Source organism: Streptomyces sp. NPDC017991, assembly GCF_044328075.1.
Classification (GTDB): domain Bacteria; phylum Actinomycetota; class Actinomycetes; order Streptomycetales; family Streptomycetaceae; genus Streptomyces.
On sequence record NZ_JBIRGP010000001.1, the window covers coordinates 427,692 to 453,760 of the forward strand.

A 26,069-nucleotide genomic window follows, 5' to 3' on the forward strand; every position below is an offset into this window, starting at 1 on the left:
GGCAGGTTATCGGAAGCGCGACACCCGGCCCGGCCATGACGATGAGGACGTGTCAAGAAGAAGAGCCATCACTCTGCTGTCGGTCGGCCACGCCTGTGTGGACATCTACCAGGGCGCGGTCGCGTCCCTCGTCCCCTTCTTCGTCGCCGAGCGCGCGTACGGCTATGCCGCGGTGTCGGGCATCGTACTCGCCGCGTCCATGCTGTCCTCGGTGGCCCAGCCGGTGTTCGGCCTGCTCACGGACCGCTGGGCGATGCCCTGGCTCCTGCCGGTGAGCACAGCCCTCGGCGGTCTTGGTATCGCCCTGAGCGGCCTGAGCGGTTCCTACCCGCTGACGCTGCTGTTCGTGGCGGTGTCCGGCGTCGGGGTCGCCGCCTACCATCCCGAGTCCGCCCGGGTGGCCCGACTCGTCAGCGAGGGCAGTCACAGCGCGATGGGCTGGTTCTCCGTGGGCGGCAACCTCGGCTTCGCCGCCGCGCCGCTCATGGTGACCGCCGTCGTCTCGTCCGGCGGCCTGCGCATGTCACCACTGCTCGTACTGCCGGCCCTCGCGGGCAGCGTGCTGTGCCTGCCCGTCCTGCATGCCCTGCGGAGAACACGCCACGACACCTCGCGCACCGCCGCGACCACGCGGGGTACGGACGTCAACACGCGGGGTACGGACGACAAGGCGTCGTTCCTGAGACTGTCCCTGTCCGTGATCCTCCGGTCCGTCGAGTTCGTCGGTCTGAGCACCTTCATCGCGCTCTACGCCCAGCAGCGCCCGGGAGGCAGCACGGCAGCGGGCACCCTGGCACTGTTCGTGCTGTACCTCGGCGGCGCGGTCGGCTCGGTGGTGGGCGGCAACCTGGCCAACCGCTGGGACCGGGTCGCCGTCGCGCGCTGGGCCTACCTCTCCACGATTCCCGCCCTCGCGGGCACCTTGTTCGTCCCCGGCCCGGCGTTCTACCTGTTCGTGGCACTGACCTCGATCGGCCTGTACGTCCCCTTCTCCCTGCACGTCACCCTCGGCCAGGACTACTTGCCCACACGCGTCGGCACCGCCTCCGGGATCACCCTCGGACTGACCGTCAGCGTCGGCGGGCTGGTCACGCCCCTCATCGGCACCGTCGCCGACGCGACCTCCCTGCGCACCGCCCTGTCACCGCTGATCCTGCTGCCGGCGCTGAGCTGGCTGCTGTTCCGCGGACTACCGGAACCGACGGCACCGACGGCACCGACGCCCTTGGCATCCACCGCGCCGAGCGCCGTCACACAGCGGTTCAGGCGTTGACGTGACGGCGGGCCGGTGTCCCGCGCGGAGCGGCGTGGTGCGCGGCCTCGCCCGCGCCCGTGCCCTGCAGACGGTGCAGCCACAGGGACGTCACAGCCAGCAGACCCATGAACACCAGCATGAAGAGCGCGGACACCCACATCTGCCGGCTCCCTGGATGCTGCCAGCCCACCCAGGCGGCCGACGCCGCCCACAACAGGACGGCGGCCGCGTAGAAGGTGCGCATCCGGTGCAGCTGCCGTACGGCCCTCAGGGGCATGGAGTGATCTTTCTTCGGTGCCATGCCGGGCCGTGTACCCCCGATGCTCCCCGATTCACCGGTCATCGGCCTGGGTTGCCCCGGTTCCCGATCGACCGCCACGACGTTCGAAGTCACGCCGTATTGCCGCGCCTTCGTCCTCGACAAGACCGGACGGATCCGGGAGTTCGAGTACGGCCCTGCAGTGCTCGCACACCGTGGCGTTCGCGGCGGGCCTGCTGCCGCATACCTTGCACCGGCGGTGTGTTTCGCGATCACTGTCGTTCTCCGTCATGACATCTCCTGCTCGCGGTCGGGCCGGTCATCGTGCGGAGGCCGGGTTCCCCGGGAGCGAGCCATGACTCCTCCGAAGCCGTCGCGTCGGACCACTCGGAGACCGCTGTTATGACTGCTCGGCGGACTACTCGGAGATCGCTCCGAGGCCTGCTCGGTGGACTACTTGGTTTCGACCCGACCCAACGGCTTGTCGCCGGTCGTCAGCGCGTCCCGCGTCTCCTGCCACGCGTCGTCAGCGGGGTGGAACCGCGTGCGGAGATAGGCCGCGGTGAGCCGCCCGACCGCGGCGACCCGCTCGGGGTTCTCGTCCGTGGTCTCGGCGACGTCGTACCCGGCGATCCCACCGAGCCCGTGTTCGGCGTCGAACAGGGTGAGCAGGGCCTTGGGTCCGGGTGCGAGGGTGTACGGGTCCGCGTGCCAGTCCGGCCCCATGTCCGTGAAGTGCCGCGAGTCGTCCTTGTCCCCGGCGACGACCAGCGTGGGCGTGGTCATCGTGGAAAAGTCGACGACCTTGAAGAACGGGATCCTCTCGGCCATGGGGCCGTTCAGCACGTCACCGCCCCTGCCGGGGGCGGCCAGCAGCACACCCGCCTTGATACGGGGTTCGGCGAGGTCCACTTCCTCACCGCTGTCGGGGTCGGTGACGCGGGCCCCCAGCAGGAGACCGGCGGTGAAGCCGCCCAGCGAGTGACCCGCGACCGCGACCTTCTCGTGGTCGATCCGCCCCGCGAGCCGCGGAACGGCGGCCTCGATCGCATCGAGCCGGTCGAGGACGTGCGTCATGTCCTCGGCACGCGAGCGCCAGAAGAAGGGTCCGCCGGGGGCGCCGGCGAGCACCTCGCTCAGCGTCCTGGAGCTGAGGTGGGTCGGCTGGACGACCACGAACCCGTGCGCCGCCCAGAAGTCGGCGAGCGGCGCGTAGCCGTGCAGCGAGGAGAGGTGGTTCGACCCGCCGTGACCGTGGGAGAGGAGGATCACCGGCAGCTCGGTTCCGGTCGCCGGCGCGGAGACACGCACGTGCAGGTCCACGGGCCGTCCGGGCACGGACAGCACCACCGGGCCGTACGAGAGGACGGGCACGGGCGAGCCGAGGCCACCGCCTGCGTCGGTGTCGGTACCTGCGTCGGTGTCGGTGTCGGTGTACGCACTCAAGATGAGCGGTTCCCTTCTGGTCGGGTGGTCAGGTACGTCCGCTCTCGGCTAACCTGAACCGGAACGTTGCTCCGCATAGTATTCGGAACAGCGCTCCGCTTTGTCAACCGCAGCCGGAAGGAAGCCTGGTGTCGACCGACAACCCCACCGGGAAGGCGGCGGCCCGCAACAAACGGGCCGACGCGGTGCGCAACCAGCAGACGCTGCTCGCCGCCGCCGCCGAGGTCTTCGTCACCTCGGGCGTCGACGCGCCGATCCGCCAGATCGCGGCCAGGGCGGGTGTCGGGATGGGGACGATCTACCGCCACTTCCCCACCCGCGCGGATCTCGTCGCCGCCGTCTACCGCCACCAGATCGAGGCGTGCGCGGAGGCCGGCCCGCGACTGCTGGCCGAGGCCGACACACCGTTGGACGCCCTCCGTCAGTGGATCGACCTCTTCGTCGACTTCCTGGTCACCAAGCACGGACTCGCCGACGCCCTCCAGTCGGACAGCAGCCGCTTCACCGCGCTGCACACCTACTTCCTCGACCGCCTGGGACCCGTCTGCACGGAACTGCTCACGGCCGCGGTCGACTCCGGGGACATCAGGCCCGGCACACAGCCCTACGAGCTGATGCGCGGCATCGGCAACCTCTGCATCGGACGGGACAGCGACCCGCGCTACGACCCACGGCGACTGATCGAGCTGCTCCTCCTGGGACTGCGGCAACCTCGGCAGACCTGAGCCGAACGGCCCCGCACCAGCACCCGGGTCGAAAGTACGTCACGGCAATCTCCCAAGGCTGTCGAGAAACCCCAAATGCCCCTGGACACAACGGAGTTGGGCCCTCACCATGGTGCGCACATCATGGGTCGGCGGTGTGCTGACGACCGCCGGGGCGAGCCGGGGGTGGCCATGGGATACGAACGATTGCCGCGCGAGTACCGGATGAGACGGTCCCGGCAGCACGCCTTTCTCTGGGTGATCGCCATCGCCACACTGAGCCTGGTGCTGCCCCTGTGGACTGCCGACGACCTGCCCGCCTCGTTCCGGTACCCCTTCCTCGCGGCATGGGTGGCCCTCATGGGGTGGCTCTTCTACGCCACCCTGCGCTGCCGGACCGCCGTGGACATCAAGGCGATCCATGTGCGCGGCATGGCCAAGCGCCGACGGCTCGCCTGGGAGGACATCCAAGACATCAGGGCGGAGCGCAATCCGGCCTCGGCGGTGCAGAGCGGCGCGGCCGACGTCCTGGTGCACGCCTACGGCAGGGACGGCAGCAAGGTGCTGCTGCCGTTCGTCGACGACCTTCATGTGAACGTCGAACGCGAACTGGAACTGCTGATCGGCGCGTGGGAGGAGTTGCGCGGCGAGGACTGGGCCCCGGATCCGCAGGCCGCCTTCCTCATCGACCGGCGCGATGCCCGCCAGGCGGCCTTCATGATGGGATTCGCCGCCGTGATGCTCGCGGCCCTCCCGCTGACCGTACTGATGCTGCTGCCCCTCTTCGTCGACCTGCCGGAGTGGCTGGCGTCGGCCCTGACACCGTTCCTGGTCATAGGAGTGGGAGCGCCCCTGGTCTTCGTGCTCGCCGCGACAGCCTCGTACCGCAGCCGTCGGAGCGGCAGCAGCGGCTGAGGGGAATCAGCCATCGGGAGGCCGGGAGCCGATCGGTGCGTGCGGCCGCAGCAGCACCGGCCGACCGGCCAGTCGGCCTCAGGGCGACACCGAGGACCGGCATGGCGAGCGGATGCTGCTTGCGGCGATCGTTCTGGGCCATGTTGTCGTCGGTGGCCCGGTAGTAGTCGAAGCCGACCCGCAGTGCTTCGGGGTCGCGGGCGGTGGTCTCGACGTAGAAGTCGACCGCCGAGTCCGGCAGCGGTCGCACGGCCTTGTGGCGGAACCGGTCCTCGTAATAGATGTGTTCACGGCCGCGGACGAGTTGTTCGTCGACGGATCGTCTGCGGTTGAAGGCGAAGTGCCACAGCATGTCGTTCTGCGCCTGCGGACCGAAGACGGTTAAGGCGGGCGCGAGACCAGGGATGGTGGCGTCGATCAGGGCCAGGCGGTCGACCGAGGCGCCGTGGTCCGAGGCGAGGGCGTAGCCGATCCACATGCCGACGTCGTGTCCGGCCATGGCGAAGCGTTCATGGCCGAGCATCCGCATGAGCGCGACGAGTTCGGCGGCCACGGTGCCGGTGTCGTATCCCCCGTGGGGCTTGTCGGACCGTCCGACGCCGCGCGGGTCGACCGCGACGACTCGGAAGTGTTCCGCCAGACGCGGCATGACGAAGCGCCACACGTACCAGTTCTGTGGCCAGCCTCCGACGAGGAGGAGGAGGAGGAGGAGGGGTTGTCCGGTGCCCCCTGGACGGTGTGCAGTGCGACCTCGCCGACGCACACGAGGGAGCTCTCGAAGACCTCGGTGATGCCGTCGGGCAGCCACGGGACTCCGCTCACGGTGCCGCATCCGGCTCGGCAACGAGTCTCTCGCGTTCCGCCTCGTCGCCACGCTCGGGGAGCGGCGGGCCGAGCCGCTGGAGCGGATCACGACACCGGAGCAGTTGCGGGCGCGGTTCACGGCCGACGAACTCGGCGACACGGACATGCCCGTCTCCAACGCACTCCTGCGGGACGCCCGCGAACTGCGCGAGGCCATTCACCGGGTCGGCGGCGCCGTCGCCTCGGGCGGCGCACCGGATCCGGCGGACGAGGAACTGCTCAACCGCTGGACCGCGCGTCACCGGGCACGGCTCGCACTCACCGGCGGACAGGCGCAGTGGCATCTCCCTGACACCGACCGCGCGCGCCGTCGTCGCACTGGACGCCGTCGCACTGGACGCCGTCGCAACGCTCGGCGGCCACCGCGACGGCGTGATCAAGCGGTGCGAGCAGCCCACCTGCGGAGGGCTCTTCATGGACACCAGCCGCGGCGGACGACGCCGGTGGTGCTCCATGGCAACCCGCGGAAACAAGATGAAGAAGGCCAACCTCAAGGCGGCGCGCGCCGGGGCCGGGGCCGGGCGCTGGACCGGCGTCCGTTTTCCGGAACGGCGGCACTTTCGCCGCGCATGGCGCGCCGGCCCGTACACCTCCTGTACGACCCCTGCCGCACAGGTCCGGCCGGACCAGCCATCCGCTCGCCCGGCCGGCCGGCGCGATCAGCTTGCCGCAGGCATCGGGAAGAGCAGGCAGCTGCTGGTGGCGTGGGCGAGCAACCGATCGGCGGAGTCGAGGAGTTGGGCCTGCGCGAGGGCGGTTCTGCGACCGCTGTTCAGGAGGGTGCCGACAGCGCGGACCTTGCCCGTGTCCACGGTGATCGGGCGCAGGAACTTCAAGGAGAGGTCGAGCGAGGTGTACGCCATGCCCTGGGGCAGCACCGACTGGACGGCGCAGCCGGCCGCCGAGTCGAGCAGCGTGGCGAAGACGCCGCCATGGACGCTTCCGATCGGGTTGTAGTGCTCCTCGCCCGGAGCCAGGACGAAGACGGCCCGTCCGTGCTCGACCTCCTCCAAGGTGAAGCCCAGGGCGGCGGAGACGGGCGGGGCGGGAAGGCGTCCGGCGACGATGTCGCGCAGGAAGTCCAGGCCGGCGGCCTTGCCCACGGCGCCCGCCGAAACGGCCGGATCCTCCCAGGTGAACGTTCGCGATCTGTCCATGACCCCTTCTTCACCAGTCATTTCACCAGCTGACTATTTTTATCGAAGCTAGCCAGTCCGCCCTCTGGCTGTCAATGGTGAAGCTGGCCTAGTGTCGTCTCATGGAGTGGGTCGAGGTCAGTACCGAGAACTGCACGGTCCAGCGAACGCTGGATGTGGTCGGCGAGAAATGGTCGCTTCTCGTGCTCCGGGACGCCATGAACGGAGTCCGGCGCTTCGACGACTTCCGGCGGCACATCGGACTCTCGGACGCGGTGCTCGCGGACCGGCTGCGCAAGTTGGTCGGAGCGGGGATCCTGGACACCGTTCCCTACCAGGAGTCCGGCCGGCGCACCCGGCACGAGTACCGGCTCACGAAGAAGGGCTGGGACCTGTGGCCCGTGATGCTCGCCCTCAAGGGATGGGGAGACCGGTACACCGCCGACCCGGAGGGGCCACCGCTCGACGTCTTCCACGCGGACTGCGGCGAACCCGTACAGGCGGTCGTCACCTGCACCCACAGCCACGGCCCCCTGCGCCCCCAGGAGGCACGCACCCGCCCCGGGCCCTCCGCTCGGCCCTACGCGTAGGCCTTGTGCGTCGCTGCGCCGGACATCGGCCCGGCGCTCCACGACAACACCCGACGCCTCGGCTCGCTGTGGGCGAACTGGCTGGCCCTGCTCGGTGTCCGCACGGCCGGTGAGGTCACGGTCGGAGTCCGACCCCCACCGCAGGACACATGGCCGTGGCGGCCACGCGGGCTCTCGTCACTTCCTCGTCATTTCCTCGTCACTGGCCGCGCCAGATGTTGTCGAAGGCCGCGTTTTCGATGCTCCGGCGCTGCCGTACGGCCTCCAGTTCCCGCACCGCGTCGTTGACCGCGGCCAGTACGGTCACCACCCTGTCGTCGACGAGGGTCGCGGCCTCTTCCGCCGGCTCCTCGTGGACGCCCACAGCCGCCGCGAGGAAGGCGAGAACGGGCTCGCCGGACGTCCAGCGGTCGGCCGCCCGGCGACGGGCCGGTGAGTCGGTCAACGTCGCCGCGTCACTCCGGAACGGGATCCACTGGTGGCGCGGGCGGGTGGTCCCCCCTTCCGCGCTCAGGGCGTCGAGATAGGCCGAGGACAGACCACGGCCCCGGCGCCACAGCCAGTCCTCGACGGTCTCGTACGGCGCCTCGCGGGTGAGCGCCGAGGCGGCCTCGCTCAGCAGGCGATCCTCAAGGGGCCCCTGCGGGCCGGGCACGATGCGGTCGTCGTCCAGAGTGAGGGCCTGGGCCTCGCCGAGATCGATCAGCTCGGCCCCCGCGAGGGCAAGCGACAGGTCACCCTGCCCGACGGGACCGCTGGACGCCACGTCCATGGTGATGATCAACAGGTCGCGCGGTGTGGTCATGACGAGCTCCATGTCAGAGGCATCTGTGTCAGAGGTACGGGTGTCGGAGGAATCGGTGCCGCAGGTATCGGTGCCAGGGGCATCGGTCCCGACGTCACTGTAGGCTCCCGCCGCTGGTAGGCGTGGCCTCTCACCCACGTGGCATGACGCACAGGGAGCTGCGCCGGCTGCGGTACTTCGTCGCGGTCGCCGAAGAGCTGAACTGGCCGCCCGGATCGCCGACGGCAGCCTGGACCTCGCCGTCTGCTGGGTCAGGACCGAGGACCTGGAACGACGCGGCCTGCGCGCCCGGCCCATCGGCGCCGACCGGCTCTACGCCGAGCTGCTGGCACGGGACACCGGGGTCCGTACGGTACGCGTCACCGACGGCGGGATCACCGGCCCCGCGTTCTTCGACCATGTCCGCCGCAGCCGCCGCCCGGTCTTCAACTCGCCCAGGAGCAGACCACTCCCCTGCCGCCCGACCTGGTCCGACGCCCGGTCGTCGCACCCGGGATCCATTGGGGTAGGTCGCCTCACAAGGGGAGTCAAAGGTCGACGGGGCCCTGGCCAGGACCGGTTCTCTAGCGGTTGATAGGCGCAGGTCGAGAAACGTTCCAAATCTTTCAGCCCAGTTGAGTCGCTTGCTGCCGACCAGAAGCTGTCGATCCGTCGCTGTCGATCAGCCGCGTCGATCAGTCACCGTCGGCCAGCAGAAGCCTGGCGGCCACCGCCGCCCCGTCGGTGCGGATCGTACCGGCCACGGCGGTGGCCCGTACGCGCGTCTCGGGAGTTAGGGCCGTCCTGAGAGCGACCGACAGGGAGTCGACGGTCGGAGCAGGACCGTCGTGGGCCGCACCGATCCCCAACTCGGCCGCACGGGCGGCGAAATAAGGCTGGTCGCCGCCCTGGGGCACCACCACCTGAGGTGCGCCGGCCCAGGCGGCCGTCGTGGTCGTCCCCGCACCGCCGTGGTGGACGACGGCGGCCGCCCTGCCGAACAGTGCCTGATGGTTGGTCTCACCGACGACGAAACAGTCGTCGGGGCCGTCGACCGGGGCCAGTCCGGCCCAGCCGTGGGAGACGATCACGCGACGGCCCTGCGCACGGACCGCTTCGACGGTCACCCGCGCCACCTCCTCCGGATCGCCCATGGGAACGCTGCCTAAGCCCACGTACACCGGCGGTGTGCCGGCGTCCAGGAACGCCGACAGCGGGGTGGGCAGCGGGCGTTCGTCCGGCACGAGCCATGCGCCGGTCTGCACCACTTCCAGGTCCGACGGCTGCGGCCACGGGGCCAGAACCGGATCGGAGGCCAGCCACGGGCGGCCGGTGAAGACATGATCACGGACGTTGCCGACCGGTGGCAGACCTATCGACACGCGGTGGGTGTTGACCGCGTCGCCGAACACGGCTTGCGCGTCACGGGCGTCCTGGTCCCAGAGCGCCTGGTTGTCGGTCACGTCCGCCGACAGCGGCTTCCCCGGCCGCGGGATCGGCCGGTGGTGGGGTGACGGCAGGCTCACCGGCTGGTAACTCGCGTACACATAGCGGATGCCCCGCTTCTCGGCGGCCGACTTCACGCCCGCCACGGCCGGTACGAGGCCGGTCGCCATCAGCACATCGGCCCCCGCGCCGGCCGCCATGACGTTGTCGTGGAAGGCGGCGACCAACTCGGCCGCGCGCTTGGGGACTCCCCCGGCCGTGGGCGGTGTCCTGCCGGTCACCAACCGGCGCACCGACTGCCCGGTCGGCACCATGTCCACCCCGACCCCGGCCAGCCGCTCCGCGAACTCCTCGTCGGGCGGCGCGCACACGCGCACCTCCGCACCGAGTCCCAGCAGTTCCACCGCTAGTGCGACGAGCGGTTCGACCCCGCCGCGCGAATCGTAGGCCGCCAACACCACACGCATTCCGTACCCCTGCCTCAACGGTGCCTTCAGCCCCTGATTACTCACGAGTGTTGTGTCACACCTGTGTGCGACTATCACCACAACGACCGAGAACCCAGGGGGGTTTCATGTTGGACGGCAACTTCAGCCTGCCCGCGAGACAGGGCCGGGCGGCTGTGGCACCGGCCGTGTTCGCCGCTCTCGTCGCACTGTTCGCCTCACTGTTGATCCTGCCCGGGGCGAGCCCCGCTGCGGCCTCGGACGCGGTGGCCGCCGACGAGGAGTGCGCGCCGCTCGCGCTCGCGCCCTTCGGCGATCCGGGCAGTGCCGTCGGCAGGGCGACCGTCGCACCCGACTCAAGCGTCTGTTACACCGTCAGCGTCGAAGCCGCGGGGCTCTATCTCGCACCGGCGCTGGATGCCAACGGCAACAAGATGACCAGGGAACTGCTCGCAGCCGACGGCGGCAAGGTGGACTGCTACGGCGACACGTACACCACGAACGACATGTGCGCGGTGCCCGCGGCCGGCACCTACACGCTGAAGGTGTTCAACACCGGCTGGGAGGACGAGAACACCTCGGTCACCCTGGTACCGCTCGGCTCGACCCGGGGCTGCGCGGACAAGGTCGGGACCAACTGGGACCAGCCGGAAGCCGGCCGTACGACCGTGAGCCCGGTCGAGGTCGACTGCCAGCCCTTCGAGGGGAAGCGCGGCGACCGCGTGCGGCTCACGCACGGCTCCAGGTCGTCCGGCGAATCGCTCGCCTGGATCACCGATGACACCGGCGCCCGTATCTGCGAGCGCTTCCCCGAGGACAACGAGGACAGCTGCGTCCTTCCCGGCGACGGTCCCTACCGGGCCATCTCCACCGTCCGGTACACCGAGAGCGGCTTCCCCGCGCAGTACGCGGTGAAGGTGCGCCGACTCAGCGACCCGCAGGGCTGCACCACGGCCCCGGTCCGCCCCTACGGCCCGCTGGAGCAGCAGGACTTCGTCGTCAACCCGTGCTTCACGTTCACGGCCGGCGCGGCAGGCCCGTACACCGTGCACTCCGTGGACGAGGACCGTGAGGTCGGCGTGGCCCGGGTGTACGACGCGGCCGGGCTGAGTGTGTGCCGCTACGAGGCCGACCCGTGCACGGTCAAAGCGGCGGGTACCTACACGGCCGTCCTCGACGGCACCTATCCCTTCCGTGACACCCGCGCCGATCTGATCGTCCTCGACCGGGCTTCCGGCGCCGGTTGCCTGGCAGCCGAATCAGGTCTGTACAAGGGCGAGTTGACGTCGGCAGGACAGTACGACTGTCTGACGCTGGACGCTCCGCAGGGTGCCAGGATCGCCGCGCTGACCGCGCTCTCCGCCCCCGGCGTGGACGCCGACGTGGAGGTGCTCGACCGGGACGGCAAGATCCAGTGCGGCGCGGCCGATCTGGCCGGCGGCACCTGCGCGCTGACCGGTGCGGCTCCCTACCGGGCGCTCATGCACACCACGGACAGCGGTGACGGCGCGACGGGCCCGTACTCGGTGGCGTTCCACCGCACCGACGCGGCGAACGACTGCCGCGTGCTGCCCGCGGGCAGCTTCGCCGCAGACGGCGCCAAGGTCACGCTCGACACCGGCGACGGTGTCTTCTCGCACTGCCTGAGTGTTCCGGCGGGTGCGCACACGAAGTCCGAGCTCTTCCACCTGACCGCCGCCCCGGGTGGTGTGGCGGCGAAGTTCTCGGTACTGGACGACACCGGCAAGAAGGTCTGCGACCGCACTGCCACCACCGACGGCTGGACGCTCTGCCCGCTGACCCCCGGGGCGGCGCACACCGTGCTCGTCACCGGCCGCGACCAGGCCGCCACCTACACGCTGGCCAGGCGTGATGTCACCTCGACCGCCTCCTCGGCGGGTTGCGTGCAGTCCGGCGCCTCGAAGGTCGGCGGCCCGTCCGTACTTGGTTCCTACGGCGCCCCCGGCACCCTGAACTGCCACCAGATCACCACCGACGCGGCCACCGATGTCCTGCACCTCGACGTACGGGACGCGCTGGGCACCGCCAACATCGTCGTCCTCGGCGGTGACGGCACCGCCGAGTGCTCGTTCCGCAACCGCTCCTGCGCGGCCACCGGCTCCACCACCCACCAGGTCGTGGTGCAGACTCCGGCCACACTGAAGGCGGCACCGGAGTACCACCTGGACGCCCTGCGCATCGCGACCGCGGAAGGCCCGGCCGCGGAGTGCACCAAGGTGCCGTCCGTGTCGTACGGCTACGGGCCGATCACCGGCACGCTCGACGAGTCGCACTCCGCGGTGTGCGCGGCCCTGCCCACCGGCGGATTCGACCGCTTCAACGCCGAGATCACGGACACCACCGGCGCCACCGCCACCGCGGTGCCGGCTCTGTACAACAGCGCCTGGAGCAACGGCTGTACGCCGACGTCCTCCGGCACTCCGTGCTCGGTGGGCGGTTCGTCCTCGGCCGCCAGTCCGACCGTGTTCGTGCTCGGCCTGCCGGAGAAGGCGTCCAGCACCGCCTACAGCGCAAAGCTGGTCTGTTCCTCCACGCCGTGCGGCACGGACCAGGTGAGCGTCACCGGGGTCGCCCCGGACACCGGGGCCGTCGGCGGCAAGGTCACGCTCACGGTGACCGGCACCGCGCTGCCCGCAAGTGCCACCGTACGGCTGAGCCGGAGCGGCAAGACCCTCACCGCCACGACGCAGTCGGTCTCCGCCGACAACCGGACACTCACCGCCACCCTCGACCTGACCGGTGCCGCGACCGGCACCTGGAACGTCAGTGTGTTCGCCGGCTGCTGCGAGTACCAGCGCGGCACGTTCACCGTCACGGCGGCCGCGAAGTGATCCGGCACGGCTGACGGGAAGGCCGGCGGGAGGAGGGGGTGGCGACGGCGCCACCCCCTCCTCCTGTTCAGGCCACCGGCTGTCACCCTGGCCGCGCCTGCCTGCCTGCCTGCCTGTCAAGCGGGTCATGCCCTGCGTTGGGGCAGACGGCCCGGTCCTGGACCTGGCCGCCGAGGAGCGCGCGCATGGTCAGCGTCGCGTCTCCCGCGTCCGGGGGCCGGTCATTTGACGAAGTCGGGCGGGGTGGTGTCGACGAGTCGCGGATCCGGCTTGCCGCCCGCCATGGACAGGACTCCCCTGACGATGCGGGCGAGCTTCAGCAGACCGCTCGGCTTGCGCTTGTCGACGCCCGCCACCAGCTGTTTGAGGATGGTCAGCTGGTCGAAGTAGATACGCTCGGTGACGAGGTTCTCTTTCTCGTCGAAGACGAAGAACGCGTTCATGCGCGTACGGTGCCGGCCTCCTGTGGGCGGGATTTGGCCCAGGGGGCCGAGGTGTGTGCCCAGCAGCCAGAACTCGACGATGACGGCGTCGACGCTGTGGCGGAACGCGATGATCTCGTGCCGCTGGTCGGGGAAGGCTATGCGTGTGTCGTCGTAGTAGGCGCGCACGTCCGAGTCGCCGTCGTGCACCTTCATCTGCGCGATGAGTTCGTAGTGCGGGTGCGGGAAGGTGGACAGGGTGGCGTCCCAGTCCTGGGCCACCTCGTCGCGGAAGTGGTCGAGGACGAGTGTCTCCCGGGCGCGAAGCACGGACTCGTCGGGCAGCACGAAGCGGTTCATGGTCGGGCTCGCTAACGGGTGTAGGCCGGGGGGGGTAGGTGGGGGCGTGCGTGGTCTTGATGGTGTCGGCGCTCGGGACGGCCTCGTGCTCCCACTCGCGGCGGGGCGGCGTCACGGCCTCGACGGCTCCGGGACGGGTCGTGGTCAGGCGCTGCCGGCTGGTGCTCATCATGCTCCGGGTCGGGTCCGAGGACAGACATGATCACAGGTCGTCGGCCGCGGCGCAGCTTCGCACAGCACTATCGCGCCACGCACCGACCACACAGAGGGCGCTTTGCGCACATGTGCCGCGGAAAGCGTTTTCCCTCCACCGAAGCCACGCGATTCATCCTTCTCAGGTGCCCTCCCAGGGAACTACTCCCGCGCGCCCGGCGTCAAACGTATCGGGCTTGCCACCCCAGCACTTTGCTTGACATTTCGCCGAGAACCGAGCATGCCTCGCATTCACCCTTCGGCACCGTGTGCCGAATGCCCGTCGAGCCGCTGACCATTTGGGGACTATTCGCAGTGACCACCGTAATCGTGCAGCTTTCCGACGCCGTCGTCCGCCACTCCGACGCCCCCAGGCCCGAGCCGCGTCTGGTGCGGCTGAGCCCTGGCCAGAGCGCCGAGTTCGGGCGGGGGAAGCCCGGGACACCGCTGCCCATACCCTTGCGTGACCCCGCGGTGTCGCGTTGCGCCGGACAGGTCACCGCCGTGGAGGACTACTGGCGCCTTTCCAATTACAGCGCCGAGGCGACGTACGTCGTGGAGAACCTGGAAGGCGCGGGGGAACACATCCGTGTCGCACCGGGACGGATTGGTGCACCCGTCCCGTTCGAGCTGTCCCGGGTAATTCTGCCCGCAGCTGAAAGCCCCATGGAATTCAAGGTGTTCGCACCCCAGCACGCGTATACGGAAGCAGGGTGCGACAGCTCCGCCGGGGAACCGACCACGAGCCCCTTCTCGCTGAACCCCACGTCCAAGTATTTCCTGGTTCTGCTGGCTCTGTGCGAACCTCGGCTGCGGTCCCCTTCGAGCGCCGCCGTCCCGGGGGTGGGGGAGGTTCTCGACCGGCTGCGACCGCTGCCGAGTTGCCACGATCTGACCCGGTCCGCGCTCAATTACCACATCGACTATCTCGCCGACACGAAGCTGCGGCTGCGGGAGGGCCCGGGAGGCTCGCACGGCGAGGCGGGAGGCAAACGCGAACGGCTGGTCAGCCTCGCACTGCGGTTCAATCTGGTCCGTGAAGAGCACTTGGCTCTGCTCCCCCCAGCCGTCAGACGCTGATCCGAAAGGCCCACCCAGGATGAACCACTCGCACACCACTCCCCCGCTCGACCCCGCGCCGGGCTACCGGATCTCGGACTGGGAGATCACGGGCCTGATCGGCTCGGGCAGTTGGGGCAGCGTGTACGCCGCGGAGAAGGTCGTCGACAGTGCCGCGGGCGGCTCGGCCGTCGCCATCAAGCTTCTGCGCACCGACCTGCTGACCCCGGGACAGCGTGCGTCGATGGAGGAACTGGCCCACAAAGAGGCACAGTTCAGCACGGAGGCGGACCACCCCCACCTCGTGCGCACCCATGCGGTCGTGATCCTGAGGGACCCCGAACGGCCCGAACTGGACGGCATGACGGCCCTGGTGATGGACCGGGCGGAACGGAGCCTCCAGGATCTGCTGGCGGCCGGCGGAACCGGGCGCCCGCTGCCGGAGGCCGAGCGGATCCTCAGCGGGGTGGCTTCCGGACTGGCACACATGCACACGCACGGCTGGATCCACGCGGACCTCAAGCCCGCGAACATCCTCCTCGGTCCCGAACAGGCCGTGTGGCTCGCGGACTTCGGGCTCACCGTGGAGCTGGAGGGCACGCACGCGTACGTTCCGCCGCTGGGGTCGCTCGACCACGTGCCCCCGGAGTGGTGGTCGGAGCGCACCGGCGTCCACGGCACGACCGTACGCAAGACGGCGGACATCTGGGCGTTCGGTGTGCTGGCGCACCAGGTACTGACGGGTGGCCTGCATCCGTTCCCGGGCGGGACGGCCCGGGCTCGCTCGCTGGCCGCCCAGGCCTATGCCAACGGTTCGGCCCCGCTCCGCCTGGACGACTCCCTTGAGCCGGAGTGGCGCAAGCTGATCATGGAATGTCTGGCTCCCGATCACGCCTCACGAGCGTCCTTGGACGCGGCCGAACTGTCGCGCCGGGTAGGGGCGTTGCACATCGAACGCCTCCCCCGACCCGTGTACCGGCGTCCGGTGGTCCTGCTGGCCGCCGGTCTCACCGCGTGTGCCGCCGTCGCCGGCACCTTAGTGGCCTTCGTACCCTCCGACGGCGAGGACGCCCCGGAGAAGTCGAAGTCCTCGGCGACCGCGACCGCGCTCGCCGACACCGCGCTGCCCGGAGCCATCCCCGCCGACTCCGATGTGCCGGTCCCGCTGCGGCGGATCATCACCGACGCCGCGAAGCGGTGCACCGACGCGGAGGTCACTCCGGCGTTGCTCGCCGCGATGCTCAAGGCCGAGAGCGGTTTCGACGCGAAGGCGTCCCGGCCCGCCACCGGCGAGCACGGCATCGCCATGTGGACGCCCGCGGTGTTCAAGGCATGGGCGGTGGACGGTGACCGCGACGGGGACAAGGACTACATGTCACCTGCCGACGCCATCGGGACGATGTCCGTGTTCACCTGCTGGCTCGACCAGCGCTTCAAACAGAACGACCTGCGGAAGAACCTGCCCGGGCTGATAGCGGCCGGTTACCGCACGAGTGACCGGACCGTCATCGAGGCCGGTGGTGTACCGAAGGCCGTGCAGCCTTACGTGGACGAAGTCCTCGCCAACCTCAAGGAGTACACGGCCTGACACAGCGGGACCAGGGCCGCCCCTGACATGCGTCAGGAGCGGTCCCGGCCGCCCCCGCATAGCGTCGCGGATCAGTCCGTCACCGTACGCAACAGGGGGCATCTGATCATGCGGCACTTCTCATCCCTCCGCAGCGGGCCGGGAGCGGCCGTCCGCAGCGGGCCGAAGGCGGCGCGGCGGGCACTGCTCTCGGTGAGCGCCCTGCTGCTGTGTCTGGCGACAGCGGCCACGACCGCGTCCGCCGCTCCTGCCGCGCCGGGGGGCGCGACAGCCGGCGGCGGGGGCACGGCGTCCCCCGCGACCGCCCAGGTGGAGGTCCCGGCCGACGTCACCGCCGGTGTCGCGGTCTACGACCGGCAGACAGGGACGTTCACCGAACAGCTGAACACGAGCATGCAGTTCCGCTCGGCATCGATCGTCAAGCTGCTGCTGGTGCTCGACTTCCTGCGGGACCGCGGTCCGAACTACACGATCCCGGCGGCCGACCGCGCCCTGCTGGAGCCGATGCTCCGCAGCAGCTACGACGACGCGGCCGATCACTACTGGGAGGTCAACGGCGGCCCGGCGATCATCGAGCGCATGAAGAAGGACCTCGTTCTGAGCGACACGGCCGGTCCGCCCGCCGGATACGAGGGCTACTGGGGGTACACCGCCCTCTCGGCCCGGGACACGGTCAAGATCTACCGCTACATCCTGGAACAGGCCCCGGCGCCCGTACGGGAGTTCATCATGTCCAACCTGCGGCAGTCGACGCGCTGCGCCTCGGACTCCTTCGACCAGCACTTCGGCATTCCCGGCGCCTTCGACCGGCCCTGGGCCGTCAAACAGGGCTGGTCGGGCGAGTACGAGGACGGCACCTGCGGCCCCGGCGGCGCGAGGAACGCGGCATCGGCGTCGCAGTCCGCGGGCCGGGAAGCCACCGGAGTGACGTCCGCGGGTGCGAAGTCCGCGGCGGCGGTGAACCTGTCGCGGCCGGCCCTGCACACCACCGGTACGGTCGGCGCGGGTGACCGGACCATCGTCGCCGTCCTCACCCTGCACCCGCTCGGCACCACCTACGGCAAGGCCTACACCGACATCGGCAGGCTGACCCGCGGTCTCGACGTGCCGGGCGCGACCAGGCCGGCCGGGAAGTGGTACGGCACCTGGGGCGAGCAGGTCCACGTCCGGGCGGCGGCGACCACCGAGTCGGGCTCCATGACACGTCTGCCCGCCGGTGCGGAGGTCCTGATCAGCTGCCAGAAGCAGGGCCAGACCGTCTCCGTGCCGCCGTACACCAACAACTGGTGGGCGTACCTGCCCCAGTACGGCGGCTACATGTCCAACATCTATGTCAGCGCTCCGGACAACAAGCTGCCCGACGTGCCGGTCTGCGCCTCCTGACCTTCGGCGGGAACAGGACAGCATCTGCTTGGTCAGCGCCGTGGGGGCCACCGCTCGAACGCGGTGACCCCCACGGCTCGTTCGCGGGCCGGTCGGCAGTCGGGGACTTTGAACACTCACAGTACAAAGTATGGACATGCCAAGTGAAAGCCCCGTAGGTTGGCGGCGCATCGCAGCCACACCAGAGAAGACCGGAACGCAATCCGGCACGGTCCGGTCCCGCTTCATGGAGGACCGTTGTCCAACCATCAGTTCCTGCGTGCCCGAAGACTTCTCACCTCCCTACTGACCGGGGCCGTCCTGACCGGCGGCCTCCTGGCCGCACCAGCGTCCTCGGCGGCAACCGACGCCGCCACCGACGCCGCCGCGGCCGTCCCGCCCCAGGAGCCCGGGGTCACCCTGCGCGTGTTCGACGTGCAGACGCCCCTGAGCAAGCTGTGCACCCTCAAACCCGGGCAGACCCCCAACCACGACGCGCTCAAGTCGACGGTGGACTGGTCGACGACCGATGACTTCGGCGGCTTCTCCGACCGGTTCGTCTCGGAGGTGACCGGCTATCTGGTCGCGCCGAGCGACGGTACCTACGGCCTGCGCCTCACCAGCGACGACGGCTCCCGGCTGAGCATCGACGGCGCCACCGTCATCGACCACGACGGACTCCACGGCGCGGAGCCGAAGGACACCTCCGTCCAGCTCACCGCGGGCTCGCACCCCCTGCGCATCGAGCACTTCGAGCGCGACGGCGGGCAGGAGCTGCGATTGGCCTGGCAGCCACCGGGCGCCGACGCCTTCACGACCGTGCCGCGCGAGGCGCTGAGTACGGATGCCGGCGTCGTGCGGGTCACGGCCCCCGGACGCAAGGAGTGCGAGGGAGTCAACGACACCCCCGGCGACGGCCTCCCCCTCACCGAAGTACGCCCCGACCTGACGCTCACCGACCTGCGCCCCGACGGTTTCGAACCGCAGGTCACCGGAATGGACTGGCTGCCCGACGGACGGCTGGCGATCAGCACCTGGGGCGGCTCCGACAACGTTGCCGGAGAGGTGTACCTGCTCGACAACGTGACCGGCGAGACCAGCAAGGACAAGGTCACCGTCAAGAAGGTGGCGAGCGGGCTGCGGGAGCCCATGGGCATCAAGTACGTCGACGGCTCGCTGTACGTCTCGCAGAAGCACCAGCTGACCCGGCTCGTCGACAAGAACCACGACGACGTCACCGACGAGTACCGCCAGGTCGCGACCTGGCCGTACGGCGGGAACTTCCACGAGTTCGCCTTCGGACTCCTGTACCGCGACGGCTACTTCTACGTGAACCTGTCCGTCTCCATCAACCTCGGTGGCGCGACCACCGTTCCGCAGCCGGCGCCGGGCCGCGGGACCACGTACAAGGTCAGCAAGAAGACCGGGAAGATCAGTCCGGTCGCGGGCGGACTGCGGACGCCGAACGGGATCGGCTGGGGTCCGGAGGGCGAGATCTTCGCCACGGACAACCAGGGCGGCTGGCTGCCCTCGTCGAAGCTGGTCCACGTCAAGCAGGGCCGCTTCTTCAACCACTACACCGAGCCGTCCGGTGCCTTCGACGCGGCCACCCCGACCGCGCCGGTGCTGTGGCTGCCGCAGAACGAGATCGCCAACTCGCCCTCCACGCCGCTGTATGTGAAGAAGGGCCAGTTCAAGGGCCAGATGCTGATCGGCGACGTGACCTACGGCGGTCTGCAGCGCGCGTACCTGGAGAAGGTGAAGGGCCAGTACCAGGGCGCCGTGTTCCGCTACACGCAGGGCCTCGAAGCCGGTGTGAACCGCCTCAGCTACGGTCCCGACGGCTCGATCTACGCCGGTGGTCTGGGCGCCGACGGCAACTGGGGCCAGGAGGGCAAGCTCAAGTTCGGTCTGCAGAAGCTCACGCCCAACGGCGGCAACACCTTCGACATCAAGACGATGCGCGCCGTACCGGGCGGCTTCGACCTGACCTACACCCAGCCGGTGTCCGCGAAGACGGCCGAGGAGCTGGCCAAGCACTACAAGGCCGAGCAGTGGCGCTACACGCCGACCTCCGACTACGGCGGCCCGAAGATCGCCGAAGAGATGCTCCCCGTGCGGTCGGCCGAGCTGTCCGAGGACAAGCGCACCGTGAAGCTGCGGCTGGACGACCTGAAGCCCGGCCGGGTCGTGCACCTGCGCTCCCCGCGCCCCTTCACCTCCGAGTCCGGTGAGTCGCTGTGGAACACCGAGGCCTGGTACACGCTCAACGCCATGCCCGGCAAGCAGCCGCCCGCCGCCACCCTGTACGAGGCCGAGGAGGCGCGTCTGACGGGCACGGCCGGTATCGCCACGGACCACACCGGCTACTCCGGCAGCGGATTCGTCGCGCGGTACAACACGGAGGGCAAGGTCGGCACGACCTTCGACGTACAGGTCAAGAAGTCGGGCACCTACGACGTCAACCTGCGCTACTCCAACGGCCCCAACCCGTTCGAGGGGACCAAGTCGCTCTCCCTGTACGCCAACGGGAAGAAGCTGCGGCAGGTCAAGCTCGCCTCCACCAGCAACTGGGACACGTGGTCCACGCAGACCGAGAAGGTGGCGCTGCGCAAGGGGAACAACACCATCTCCTACCGCTACGAAGCCGGGGACACCGGCCATGTCAACCTCGACCTGATCACGGTCCGCCCCCAGGGCGCGTCCCTCGCGCTCTTCGACGGGACCGCGGCCTCGCAGTCGCAGTGGCAGCACACGGACGGCCGACGGCTGGAGTGGCCGCTCGCCGACGAGAAGTCCATGGAGGTGTGCTGCGGTGACATCCGGACCATCGACGCGTACCAGGACTTCAAGCTGCACGCCGAGTTCCGGGTTCCGCTGCTGCCCGACGACGTCACCGGACAGAACCGCGGGAACAGCGGGATCTTCATCCAGGACCGCTATGAGCTGCAGATCCTCGACTCCTTCGGTGACACCACACTGGACACCAACGAGGCCGGAGCCATCTATCTGAAGAAGGCGCCCGACGTCAACGCGGCCAAGGCGCCCGAGACCTGGCAGACGTACGACATCGTCTTCCGTGCCGCCCGCTACGACGACAGCGGCAAGAAGACCGCGGATGCCCGGCTGACCGTGGTCTGGAACGGCCAGAAGGTGCACGACGACATCACCCTCGACAGCCCCACCGCCTCGGGGCGGGCCGAGACGCCGTCGGCGGGACCGATCCGCCTGCAGGACCACGGCAACAAGGTCCGGTTCCGCAACATCAGACTGGAGCCCCTCACGTGACCTGAAGTGGTGTGCAGTGAGGTGAAGTGAGGTGAACTGATCCGAGGCCGGGCCCGGTTGACGCCGGGTCCGGCTCTCGTACGTGGGGTCTGCTCTCGTACGTGGGGTCTGCCGGGGCCGGCGGTAGTGCCTGCGGTACCTCGGGGTGGGCAGCGTATGGGTTCGTGGCGCCCCCTGTCCGCGCGGGAATCTATGGGCATGACGCGAAGCAAGGCAGTAATCATTCCCTCGGTCCTCCTCTCCCTCGGCGCCCTGGCGGTCGCCACCCCTGCCCTCGCGGACGCGCTGAAGGGCTCGCCGACTCCCGCCCCGGTCTCGGCATCGGCACCGGCACCGGCACCGGCCATCACCACCGCATCACGGGCCGCGGCCTCCGGGCAGAGCCTGGAGAGTGTGGTCGACGCCATCGAGCGCAGTGCCCGCACCCTGAAGAGCACGCATCCAGAAGGCAGTCTGCGGGACCTCGACGCGCTGGGCCGCATGGTCGGGGACGCCAACGTGGTGGGCCTGGGCGAAGCCACCCACGGTTCGCAGGACTTCTTTCAGATGAAGCACCGGCTCTTCCGCTACCTGGTCGAGAAGAAGGGCTTCCGGACCTTCTCCCTGGAGCTGCCCTGGAGCAGCGGCGTGCGGGTCAACGAGTATGTGCTGTACGGCAGGGGCGACTTGAAGGACATAGCGCGCGAGGAGTTCCAGGGCGCGTACCGGATCTGGAACAACCAGGACTACATCGACCTGATCGAGTGGATGCGCGACCACAACCGCAGCCATCCGAAGGACCCGGTGCGGTTCATGGGCAACGACATGGGCTACGCGGGGCCGGAGTCGTACGCGCGGGTGACGGACTATGTGGCCCGCGAACACCCGCGGCTGCTGGACCGTGTCACCGAGCTCTACCGCGGGCTGGCCCCGACCACCGACGCCGGCACCTACAGCGAGCAGTACCTGCAACTGCCGCTCGCCGAGCGTGCCGAGCGGGCGGAGCGGACCCGGAAGGTGTACGAGCTGCTGAGGGACCAGCGGCCGGCGCGCGGCGACCGGCAGGCGCACCTGTGGGCCGTGCAGCACGCCAGGGCCATCCATCAGATGGCGGAGGGCTACTCCTTCGACGTGACCGACGACGCCGAGGTCACGAAGATGATGAGGATGCGCGACGAGGTGATGGCCGAGAACGTGGCGTGGTGGCGCAAGCACACCGGCGACAGAATCCTCCTGTCGGCACACAACACCCATGTGTCCTACGACTCGTTCGACGAGCGGTACCCCAAGACCCAAGGGGCCTTCCTGCACGACGCGTTGGGCAAGGACTACGTCAGCATCGGCTTCAGCTTCCACCAGGGCGCGTTCGCGGCGTTCGGCGCCGAGGACAACGTGATGCGGACCTACCGGGTGGGGGCAGCTCCGGCGGGTTCCAACGAGGACACCCTGGACAAGGTCCGGCAGGAGGACTACATCCTCGACATGCGTACGGCTCCGAACGCCGCCCGTGCCTGGCTGGCGAAGCCGCGCCTCACGTACAACATCGGCGCGGGCTGGCCCGACCCGACGACGTACAGGATCGGCCTCGGCAAGGCGCACGACATCCTCATTCATCTGAACGAGGTCGAGGCCACCGAGTACCTGGGCACCCCCTGATCCGTCGGATCATTCAGCTCCCTGGACCACACTCACTAGTGTCGCCAGAAACTAGCTGTGTATCTGCGTCGCACCCCTTGTAGGCCCTGAAGTGTCGACAGTACCGTGCAGTCGAACCTCGCCTGCAGGCCTTCTCCATGGGTTCGCCCGCCGCCGTCACCCGTGCGTCCGCCGCACCGGTGACGGTCGGCCATGCCCGAATGCACTGGACGACAAGGGAGTTCACAGTGGTACGCAGAAGCAGCACAGGTGCGAACCGGCCGGCCGGGGCGTCCGTGATGGACCAGGACGTCACCTACCGGGCCCGCCCCCGCGCTCTCCTCGTGGCGGTCGCCGGACTCGCGGTCACCCCCGCGCTGACCACCCCGGCCTCGGCACATTCCACGAAGCACACGGCGGCACACTCCACGAAGGACGGCAGGACCCTCGTCGTCGGCTCCGGGGAGACCCTGGAACTCACCGGGACCACCACGGTGAGCCGGCTCGTCATCAGGGAGGGCGGGGTCATCGCCGCCCCGGAGGGGTACCGCCTCACCCTCACCGTCAACGGCGTGGAGACGGGCGCCGAGCTGAGGGAACTGACCGACGGATACGGCGGGTTGGCCACCGCTGTCGCCGCCGGAACCTACCGGGGCAAGGTGGTCCTGGACGTCGCCGTGGCCAACGACGTCGCCTTCGGCGACCTCAGCTTCCCGATCCGGCAGGCCCTCTACGTCGACGCGTCCGGCGTGGACGAGTCCAGGTCCGTGCCCTCCAACGTACGCGGTGGGACCGTCACCGACACCGCCGCGCGCGGCATCACCCTGCTGTCGAACGGCGAGTCCTACAACGGCGTGTACGTCGCGGGCGGCGGCTCCTACACCCTGATCCGGCCGAGGATCGCCTTCGACGGCAACGGCCGCTGCGACTTCATCGGTTACGGCGCCTCCGTCGTCGGCACCGGAGAGGGCACCACCCTCGTCGTGGACGGGGCCGTCATCAGGAACGAGGGCGTGGTCCGCACCGCGGTCATCGCCGACGCCACCGCCAACGTCGTCGTCAAGAACTCCACACTCCACTGCGCCGACGGCAGCCACGTACCCGCCGAGTACCCGGAGACCGGCACCGGCGACACCCGGTACATGATCACCGTGCCGTGGATGCTGGGCCTGTCGGGCAACGTACGCACCACCAACCTGCTCGGCGCGAGCACCCGGGCGTCGTACGTCAACTCCTCCATCACCTCCGAGAAATGGGGTGCCCTGTCCGTCGACGGCGGCAGCAAGTGCACCCTCACCGCGATCAACAGCCACATCGGCAACACCAAGGGCCAGGGCTACGGCTCCTACGCCATCGGGAGCGTCACCGAGCACTTCCTCGGCTGCACCTTCGACGTCGGCGACTACGCCCTCATCCACTGGGGTGCCTCGGCGCACTACGGCGACAGCACCAAGGAAGCCGTCGCGGCACTCAACGACTCACTGGAAATCGGCCTCAGCAAGGCCGAGTTGAAGAAGCTCCCGGTCCGCCCGACCGTCATCGACGCGGGCCGTTTCATGGTGCTCTGGTACGCGGCCGGTTCGGTCACCGTCGACGGGGGCACCCAGGTCAGGACCGGCAGGACCACCTTCATGTGCAAGGCCGTCGCGGCCCAGGTCACCGTCGACGGCTCCGAGGGCGCCACCCTCAAGCCGGGCAACGGCGTCATCTTCCAGCTGATGGACACCGACCGGCCCAGCAGCGTAACGGTCACGGGCAAGCCCTGGAAGACCGAGATGACCGGCACCTACACGGAGCCCACCGGATCCCCCGCCAAGTCGTCCACGTGGGTCACCACCAACACCCAGGCCACCGACGCGACGGCCTCCTTCACCGACATCGAGCTGAGCGGCGACTTCTACAACGCCGTCCGGGGCGGCGGCAACGCGAGCCTCCAGGGCCAGAACCTGGTCCTGGACTTCACCCGTACCACCCTCAAGGGCGTCATCTCCGCCACCACCACGAAGCACCGGGTGCCCACCATCACCATCGCCGAGTACCGGGAGATCAGCGAGGTCACCAACACCGTGTCCCCGGTCGTCAACAACGGTGTCGTGGTGACCCTGGGCAGCGGCTCCAGCTGGACGGTGACCGGCACGTCCTACCTGAGCGCGCTGACCCTGGCCGCCGACGCGACCGTCAAGTCCCCGCAGGGCAGGACCGTCACACTGACGGTCGACGGCACACCCACCGCCATCGAGGCGGGCCACTCCTACACGGGGGCGCTCACGCTGACGGTGGCGTGAACCGGCTCTGACCGGCTCCGACCGGCTCTGACCGGACGGGCCCGGACGTGGACCGGCCCCCGGGATGTCACCACATCCCGGGGGCCGGAGTCGCGGGCCGTACTACTTGCGGCTGTGCTTCCTGAGGAACGTGACCAGAAGGCGGTTCCAGGCGGCCGGCTGTTCCCAGTGCGGGTTGTGGCCCGCCTCGTCCACCACATGGGTCCGCGCCCTGCGCAGGTGCCGGGCGTTGAGGCGCATGACGGACGGCGGGCTGTACAGGTCGCCGTCCCCGGTGATCAGCTGGACAGGGAGTGTCAGCGTTTCCAGGCCCGCCCAGGTGATGGTGTGCGCGAGGGACTGCGCGAAGGCGTCGGCGGTCCGGGCGCGGGCGTTGATGGCCAGCCAGGCCGCCACACCGTCCGGATCACCGCCCCGATAGGAGGGCCCGAGCTCCTTGACGGCCACGGGCAGGTCCCCGAACGGGTCAGGCTGGAGCGCCTCGGTCAGCTCCAGATACTCGGCGTCCTGTACGCCCATGATGCTGCCGGAGACGGTGAGGCTGAGCAGCCGGACCTCGTGCGAGAGGGCGTAGTCGATCGCCAAGGGGCCCCCGGCGGCCGAGCCGGAGAGGTGGAAGCGGTCGAGTCCGAGATGGTCGGCGAGCGTGTCGAGGTCCCCGGACGCGGTGTCGGCCTCCGCCTTGGTGCCCGCGACGGAACGGTACGCGCCCCGCCGCGAGTAGCCGATGACGCGGTGACCGGCGGCGGCCAGGACGGGTTGCTGGTACGGCCAGCTCTCCCCGCTGCCCGAGGCGGGGTGCAGCAGCACGACCGGCTCGCCGCTGCCGCCGGTGTCCCAGCACCACAGACTGCCGCCGCCGGCCACGGGCACCTGGTACCCGGTGACCGGCCGCTGGGCGGGCACCGGCACCGGATGCCAGGGAAGGCCCGTACCGGTGGTGGCACGGGCGGTTCCCGCGAGCGCGCCGGTCGTCGTCAGCGCGGCGAGGCCGGCGCCGCCGACCACGGCCCGTCTGCTGAGGGCCGAGGGATTTGATGAAGTCCTGCTGTCCTTTTCCACTCTTCTCCTCCCATACGATACGTACGGATCGCTTGCGTTTCCTCACAGGTGTCGACAGGGGGTATCTGATCGCCGCCAGGAGTGATCTCCGAATGCGGTAGTGTCGACACCGTTGAGCCACCTTTGGATATCTCCGGACC

Annotated in this window: 19 protein-coding genes and 3 pseudogenes; 14 read left to right on the forward strand and 8 right to left on the reverse strand. The window is 69.6% G+C overall.

The annotated features are described in order from the left end of the window. Positions 1–49: 49 nt before the first annotated feature. Complete coding sequence (locus ACH4DZ_RS01780) at positions 50–1,273, forward strand: MFS transporter (protein WP_398284899.1); 1,224 nt, start codon at positions 50–52, stop codon at positions 1,271–1,273. Here ACH4DZ_RS01780 and ACH4DZ_RS01785 read toward each other — a convergent pair. Both ACH4DZ_RS01785 and ACH4DZ_RS01790 read right to left on the reverse strand, forming a co-directional pair. Further along, positions 1,263–1,556 carry a hypothetical protein gene (locus ACH4DZ_RS01785; protein ID WP_398284900.1) on the reverse strand — a complete coding sequence of 98 codons (294 nt, stop codon included), beginning with the start codon at positions 1,554–1,556 and terminating at the stop codon, positions 1,263–1,265. The genes ACH4DZ_RS01780 and ACH4DZ_RS01785 overlap by 11 nt on opposite strands. A gap of 411 nt (positions 1,557–1,967) precedes the next feature. Further along, positions 1,968–2,888, reverse strand: a complete 921-nt coding sequence (locus ACH4DZ_RS01790) for an alpha/beta hydrolase family protein (protein WP_398285442.1) — start codon at positions 2,886–2,888, stop codon at positions 1,968–1,970. Positions 2,889–3,088: 200 nt separating this feature from the next. Between ACH4DZ_RS01790 and ACH4DZ_RS01795 the strand changes: the two genes are divergently transcribed. Further along, positions 3,089–3,685: a TetR/AcrR family transcriptional regulator gene (locus ACH4DZ_RS01795; protein WP_398284901.1), complete on the forward strand. Its 597-nt coding sequence runs from the start codon at positions 3,089–3,091 to the stop codon at positions 3,683–3,685. 171 nt (positions 3,686–3,856) lie between these two features. Further along, complete coding sequence (locus ACH4DZ_RS01800) at positions 3,857–4,579, forward strand: PH domain-containing protein (RefSeq protein ID WP_398284902.1); 723 nt, start codon at positions 3,857–3,859, stop codon at positions 4,577–4,579. Here ACH4DZ_RS01800 and ACH4DZ_RS01805 read toward each other — a convergent pair. Beyond that, positions 4,497–5,228, reverse strand: coding sequence for an alpha/beta fold hydrolase (locus ACH4DZ_RS01805; RefSeq protein ID WP_398284903.1), 732 nt, complete (start codon positions 5,226–5,228; stop codon positions 4,497–4,499). The two genes, ACH4DZ_RS01800 and ACH4DZ_RS01805, sit on opposite strands and share 83 nt — an antisense overlap. Positions 5,229–5,487: 259 nt before the next feature. On the opposite strand from ACH4DZ_RS01805, the pseudogene ACH4DZ_RS01810 reads away from it, so the two are divergent. Then, positions 5,488–5,664 (forward strand): annotated as a pseudogene (locus ACH4DZ_RS01810) (ABATE domain-containing protein); the annotation flags it as partial. 151 nt (positions 5,665–5,815) lie between these two features. Beyond that, positions 5,816–5,929 (forward strand): annotated as a pseudogene (locus ACH4DZ_RS01815) (CGNR zinc finger domain-containing protein); the annotation flags it as partial. 173 nt (positions 5,930–6,102) lie between these two features. On the opposite strand, the gene ACH4DZ_RS01820 reads toward ACH4DZ_RS01815, so the two are convergent. Next, complete coding sequence (locus tag ACH4DZ_RS01820) at positions 6,103–6,600, reverse strand: PaaI family thioesterase (protein ID WP_398284904.1); 498 nt, start codon at positions 6,598–6,600, stop codon at positions 6,103–6,105. Positions 6,601–6,701: 101 nt separating this feature from the next. On the opposite strand from ACH4DZ_RS01820, the gene ACH4DZ_RS01825 reads away from it, so the two are divergent. Then, complete coding sequence (locus ACH4DZ_RS01825; protein ID WP_398284905.1) at positions 6,702–7,169, forward strand: winged helix-turn-helix transcriptional regulator; 468 nt, start codon at positions 6,702–6,704, stop codon at positions 7,167–7,169. Positions 7,170–7,368: 199 nt separating this feature from the next. On the opposite strand, the gene ACH4DZ_RS01830 is transcribed toward ACH4DZ_RS01825, so the two are convergent. After that, positions 7,369–7,974, reverse strand: a complete 606-nt coding sequence (locus ACH4DZ_RS01830; RefSeq protein ID WP_398284906.1) for a GPP34 family phosphoprotein — start codon at positions 7,972–7,974, stop codon at positions 7,369–7,371. Positions 7,975–8,179: 205 nt separating this feature from the next. Between ACH4DZ_RS01830 and ACH4DZ_RS01835 the strand changes: the two are divergent. Further along, positions 8,180–8,478, forward strand: a pseudogene (locus ACH4DZ_RS01835) (LysR family transcriptional regulator); the annotation flags it as partial. 170 nt (positions 8,479–8,648) lie between these two features. On the opposite strand, the gene ACH4DZ_RS01840 reads toward ACH4DZ_RS01835, so the two are convergent. Further along, on the reverse strand, positions 8,649–9,866 hold the full coding sequence (locus ACH4DZ_RS01840) for a glycosyltransferase (protein WP_398284907.1): 1,218 nt from the start codon (positions 9,864–9,866) through the stop codon (positions 8,649–8,651). A gap of 107 nt (positions 9,867–9,973) precedes the next feature. On the opposite strand from ACH4DZ_RS01840, the gene ACH4DZ_RS01845 reads away from it, so the two are divergent. After that, complete coding sequence (locus ACH4DZ_RS01845; RefSeq protein WP_398284908.1) at positions 9,974–12,697, forward strand: Tat pathway signal protein; 2,724 nt, start codon at positions 9,974–9,976, stop codon at positions 12,695–12,697. A gap of 221 nt (positions 12,698–12,918) precedes the next feature. Here the strand turns inward: ACH4DZ_RS01845 and ACH4DZ_RS01850 are convergent, their stop codons facing one another. Beyond that, a complete protein-coding gene (locus ACH4DZ_RS01850) occupies positions 12,919–13,479 on the reverse strand; it encodes an ester cyclase (protein ID WP_398284909.1) in 561 nt (186 codons plus the stop codon). Between the two features lie 507 nt (positions 13,480–13,986). Between ACH4DZ_RS01850 and ACH4DZ_RS01855 the strand changes: the two genes are divergently transcribed. The 6 genes from ACH4DZ_RS01855 to ACH4DZ_RS01880 all read left to right on the forward strand — a co-directional run bounded on the left by ACH4DZ_RS01855 (position 13,987) and on the right by ACH4DZ_RS01880 (position 24,867). Next, positions 13,987–14,751 carry a serine/threonine protein kinase gene (locus ACH4DZ_RS01855; protein WP_398285443.1) on the forward strand — a complete coding sequence of 255 codons (765 nt, stop codon included), beginning with the start codon at positions 13,987–13,989 and terminating at the stop codon, positions 14,749–14,751. Positions 14,752–14,770: 19 nt separating this feature from the next. Continuing rightward, positions 14,771–16,318 carry a protein kinase gene (locus tag ACH4DZ_RS01860; protein WP_398284910.1) on the forward strand — a complete coding sequence of 516 codons (1,548 nt, stop codon included), beginning with the start codon at positions 14,771–14,773 and terminating at the stop codon, positions 16,316–16,318. A 108-nt stretch (positions 16,319–16,426) separates the two neighbouring features. Then, positions 16,427–17,701, forward strand: a complete 1,275-nt coding sequence (locus ACH4DZ_RS01865; RefSeq protein WP_398284912.1) for a hypothetical protein — start codon at positions 16,427–16,429, stop codon at positions 17,699–17,701. A gap of 237 nt (positions 17,702–17,938) precedes the next feature. Next, a complete protein-coding gene (locus tag ACH4DZ_RS01870) occupies positions 17,939–20,968 on the forward strand; it encodes a family 16 glycoside hydrolase (protein ID WP_398284914.1) in 3,030 nt (1,009 codons plus the stop codon). Between the two features lie 198 nt (positions 20,969–21,166). Then, positions 21,167–22,603, forward strand: a complete 1,437-nt coding sequence (locus ACH4DZ_RS01875; RefSeq protein WP_398284915.1) for an erythromycin esterase family protein — start codon at positions 21,167–21,169, stop codon at positions 22,601–22,603. Between the two features lie 227 nt (positions 22,604–22,830). After that, on the forward strand, positions 22,831–24,867 hold the full coding sequence (locus ACH4DZ_RS01880; RefSeq protein ID WP_398284916.1) for a hypothetical protein: 2,037 nt from the start codon (positions 22,831–22,833) through the stop codon (positions 24,865–24,867). Between the two features lie 102 nt (positions 24,868–24,969). On the opposite strand, the gene ACH4DZ_RS01885 is transcribed toward ACH4DZ_RS01880, so the two are convergent. Then, positions 24,970–25,929: an alpha/beta fold hydrolase gene (locus ACH4DZ_RS01885; RefSeq protein WP_398284917.1), complete on the reverse strand. Its 960-nt coding sequence runs from the start codon at positions 25,927–25,929 to the stop codon at positions 24,970–24,972. Positions 25,930–26,069: the final 140 nt, after the last annotated feature.

Bases quoted from the DNA above. Each gene is read 5' to 3' on its own strand.
- ACH4DZ_RS01785 (WP_398284900.1), bottom strand. From the start codon at position 1,556: ATGGCACCGAAGAAAGATCACTCCATGCCCCTGAGGGCCGTACGGCAG.
- ACH4DZ_RS01800 (WP_398284902.1), top strand. From the start codon at position 3,857: ATGGGATACGAACGATTGCCGCGCGAGTACCGGATGAGACGGTCCCGG.
- ACH4DZ_RS01805 (WP_398284903.1), bottom strand. From the start codon at position 5,228: ATGCCGCGTCTGGCGGAACACTTCCGAGTCGTCGCGGTCGACCCGCGC.
- ACH4DZ_RS01820 (WP_398284904.1), bottom strand. From the start codon at position 6,600: ATGGACAGATCGCGAACGTTCACCTGGGAGGATCCGGCCGTTTCGGCG.
- ACH4DZ_RS01825 (WP_398284905.1), top strand. From the start codon at position 6,702: ATGGAGTGGGTCGAGGTCAGTACCGAGAACTGCACGGTCCAGCGAACG.
- ACH4DZ_RS01830 (WP_398284906.1), bottom strand. From the start codon at position 7,974: ATGACCACACCGCGCGACCTGTTGATCATCACCATGGACGTGGCGTCC.
- ACH4DZ_RS01840 (WP_398284907.1), bottom strand. From the start codon at position 9,866: ATGCGTGTGGTGTTGGCGGCCTACGATTCGCGCGGCGGGGTCGAACCG.
- ACH4DZ_RS01845 (WP_398284908.1), top strand. From the start codon at position 9,974: ATGTTGGACGGCAACTTCAGCCTGCCCGCGAGACAGGGCCGGGCGGCT.
- ACH4DZ_RS01850 (WP_398284909.1), bottom strand. From the start codon at position 13,479: ATGAACCGCTTCGTGCTGCCCGACGAGTCCGTGCTTCGCGCCCGGGAG.
- ACH4DZ_RS01860 (WP_398284910.1), top strand. From the start codon at position 14,771: ATGAACCACTCGCACACCACTCCCCCGCTCGACCCCGCGCCGGGCTAC.
- ACH4DZ_RS01865 (WP_398284912.1), top strand. From the start codon at position 16,427: ATGCGGCACTTCTCATCCCTCCGCAGCGGGCCGGGAGCGGCCGTCCGC.
- ACH4DZ_RS01875 (WP_398284915.1), top strand. From the start codon at position 21,167: ATGACGCGAAGCAAGGCAGTAATCATTCCCTCGGTCCTCCTCTCCCTC.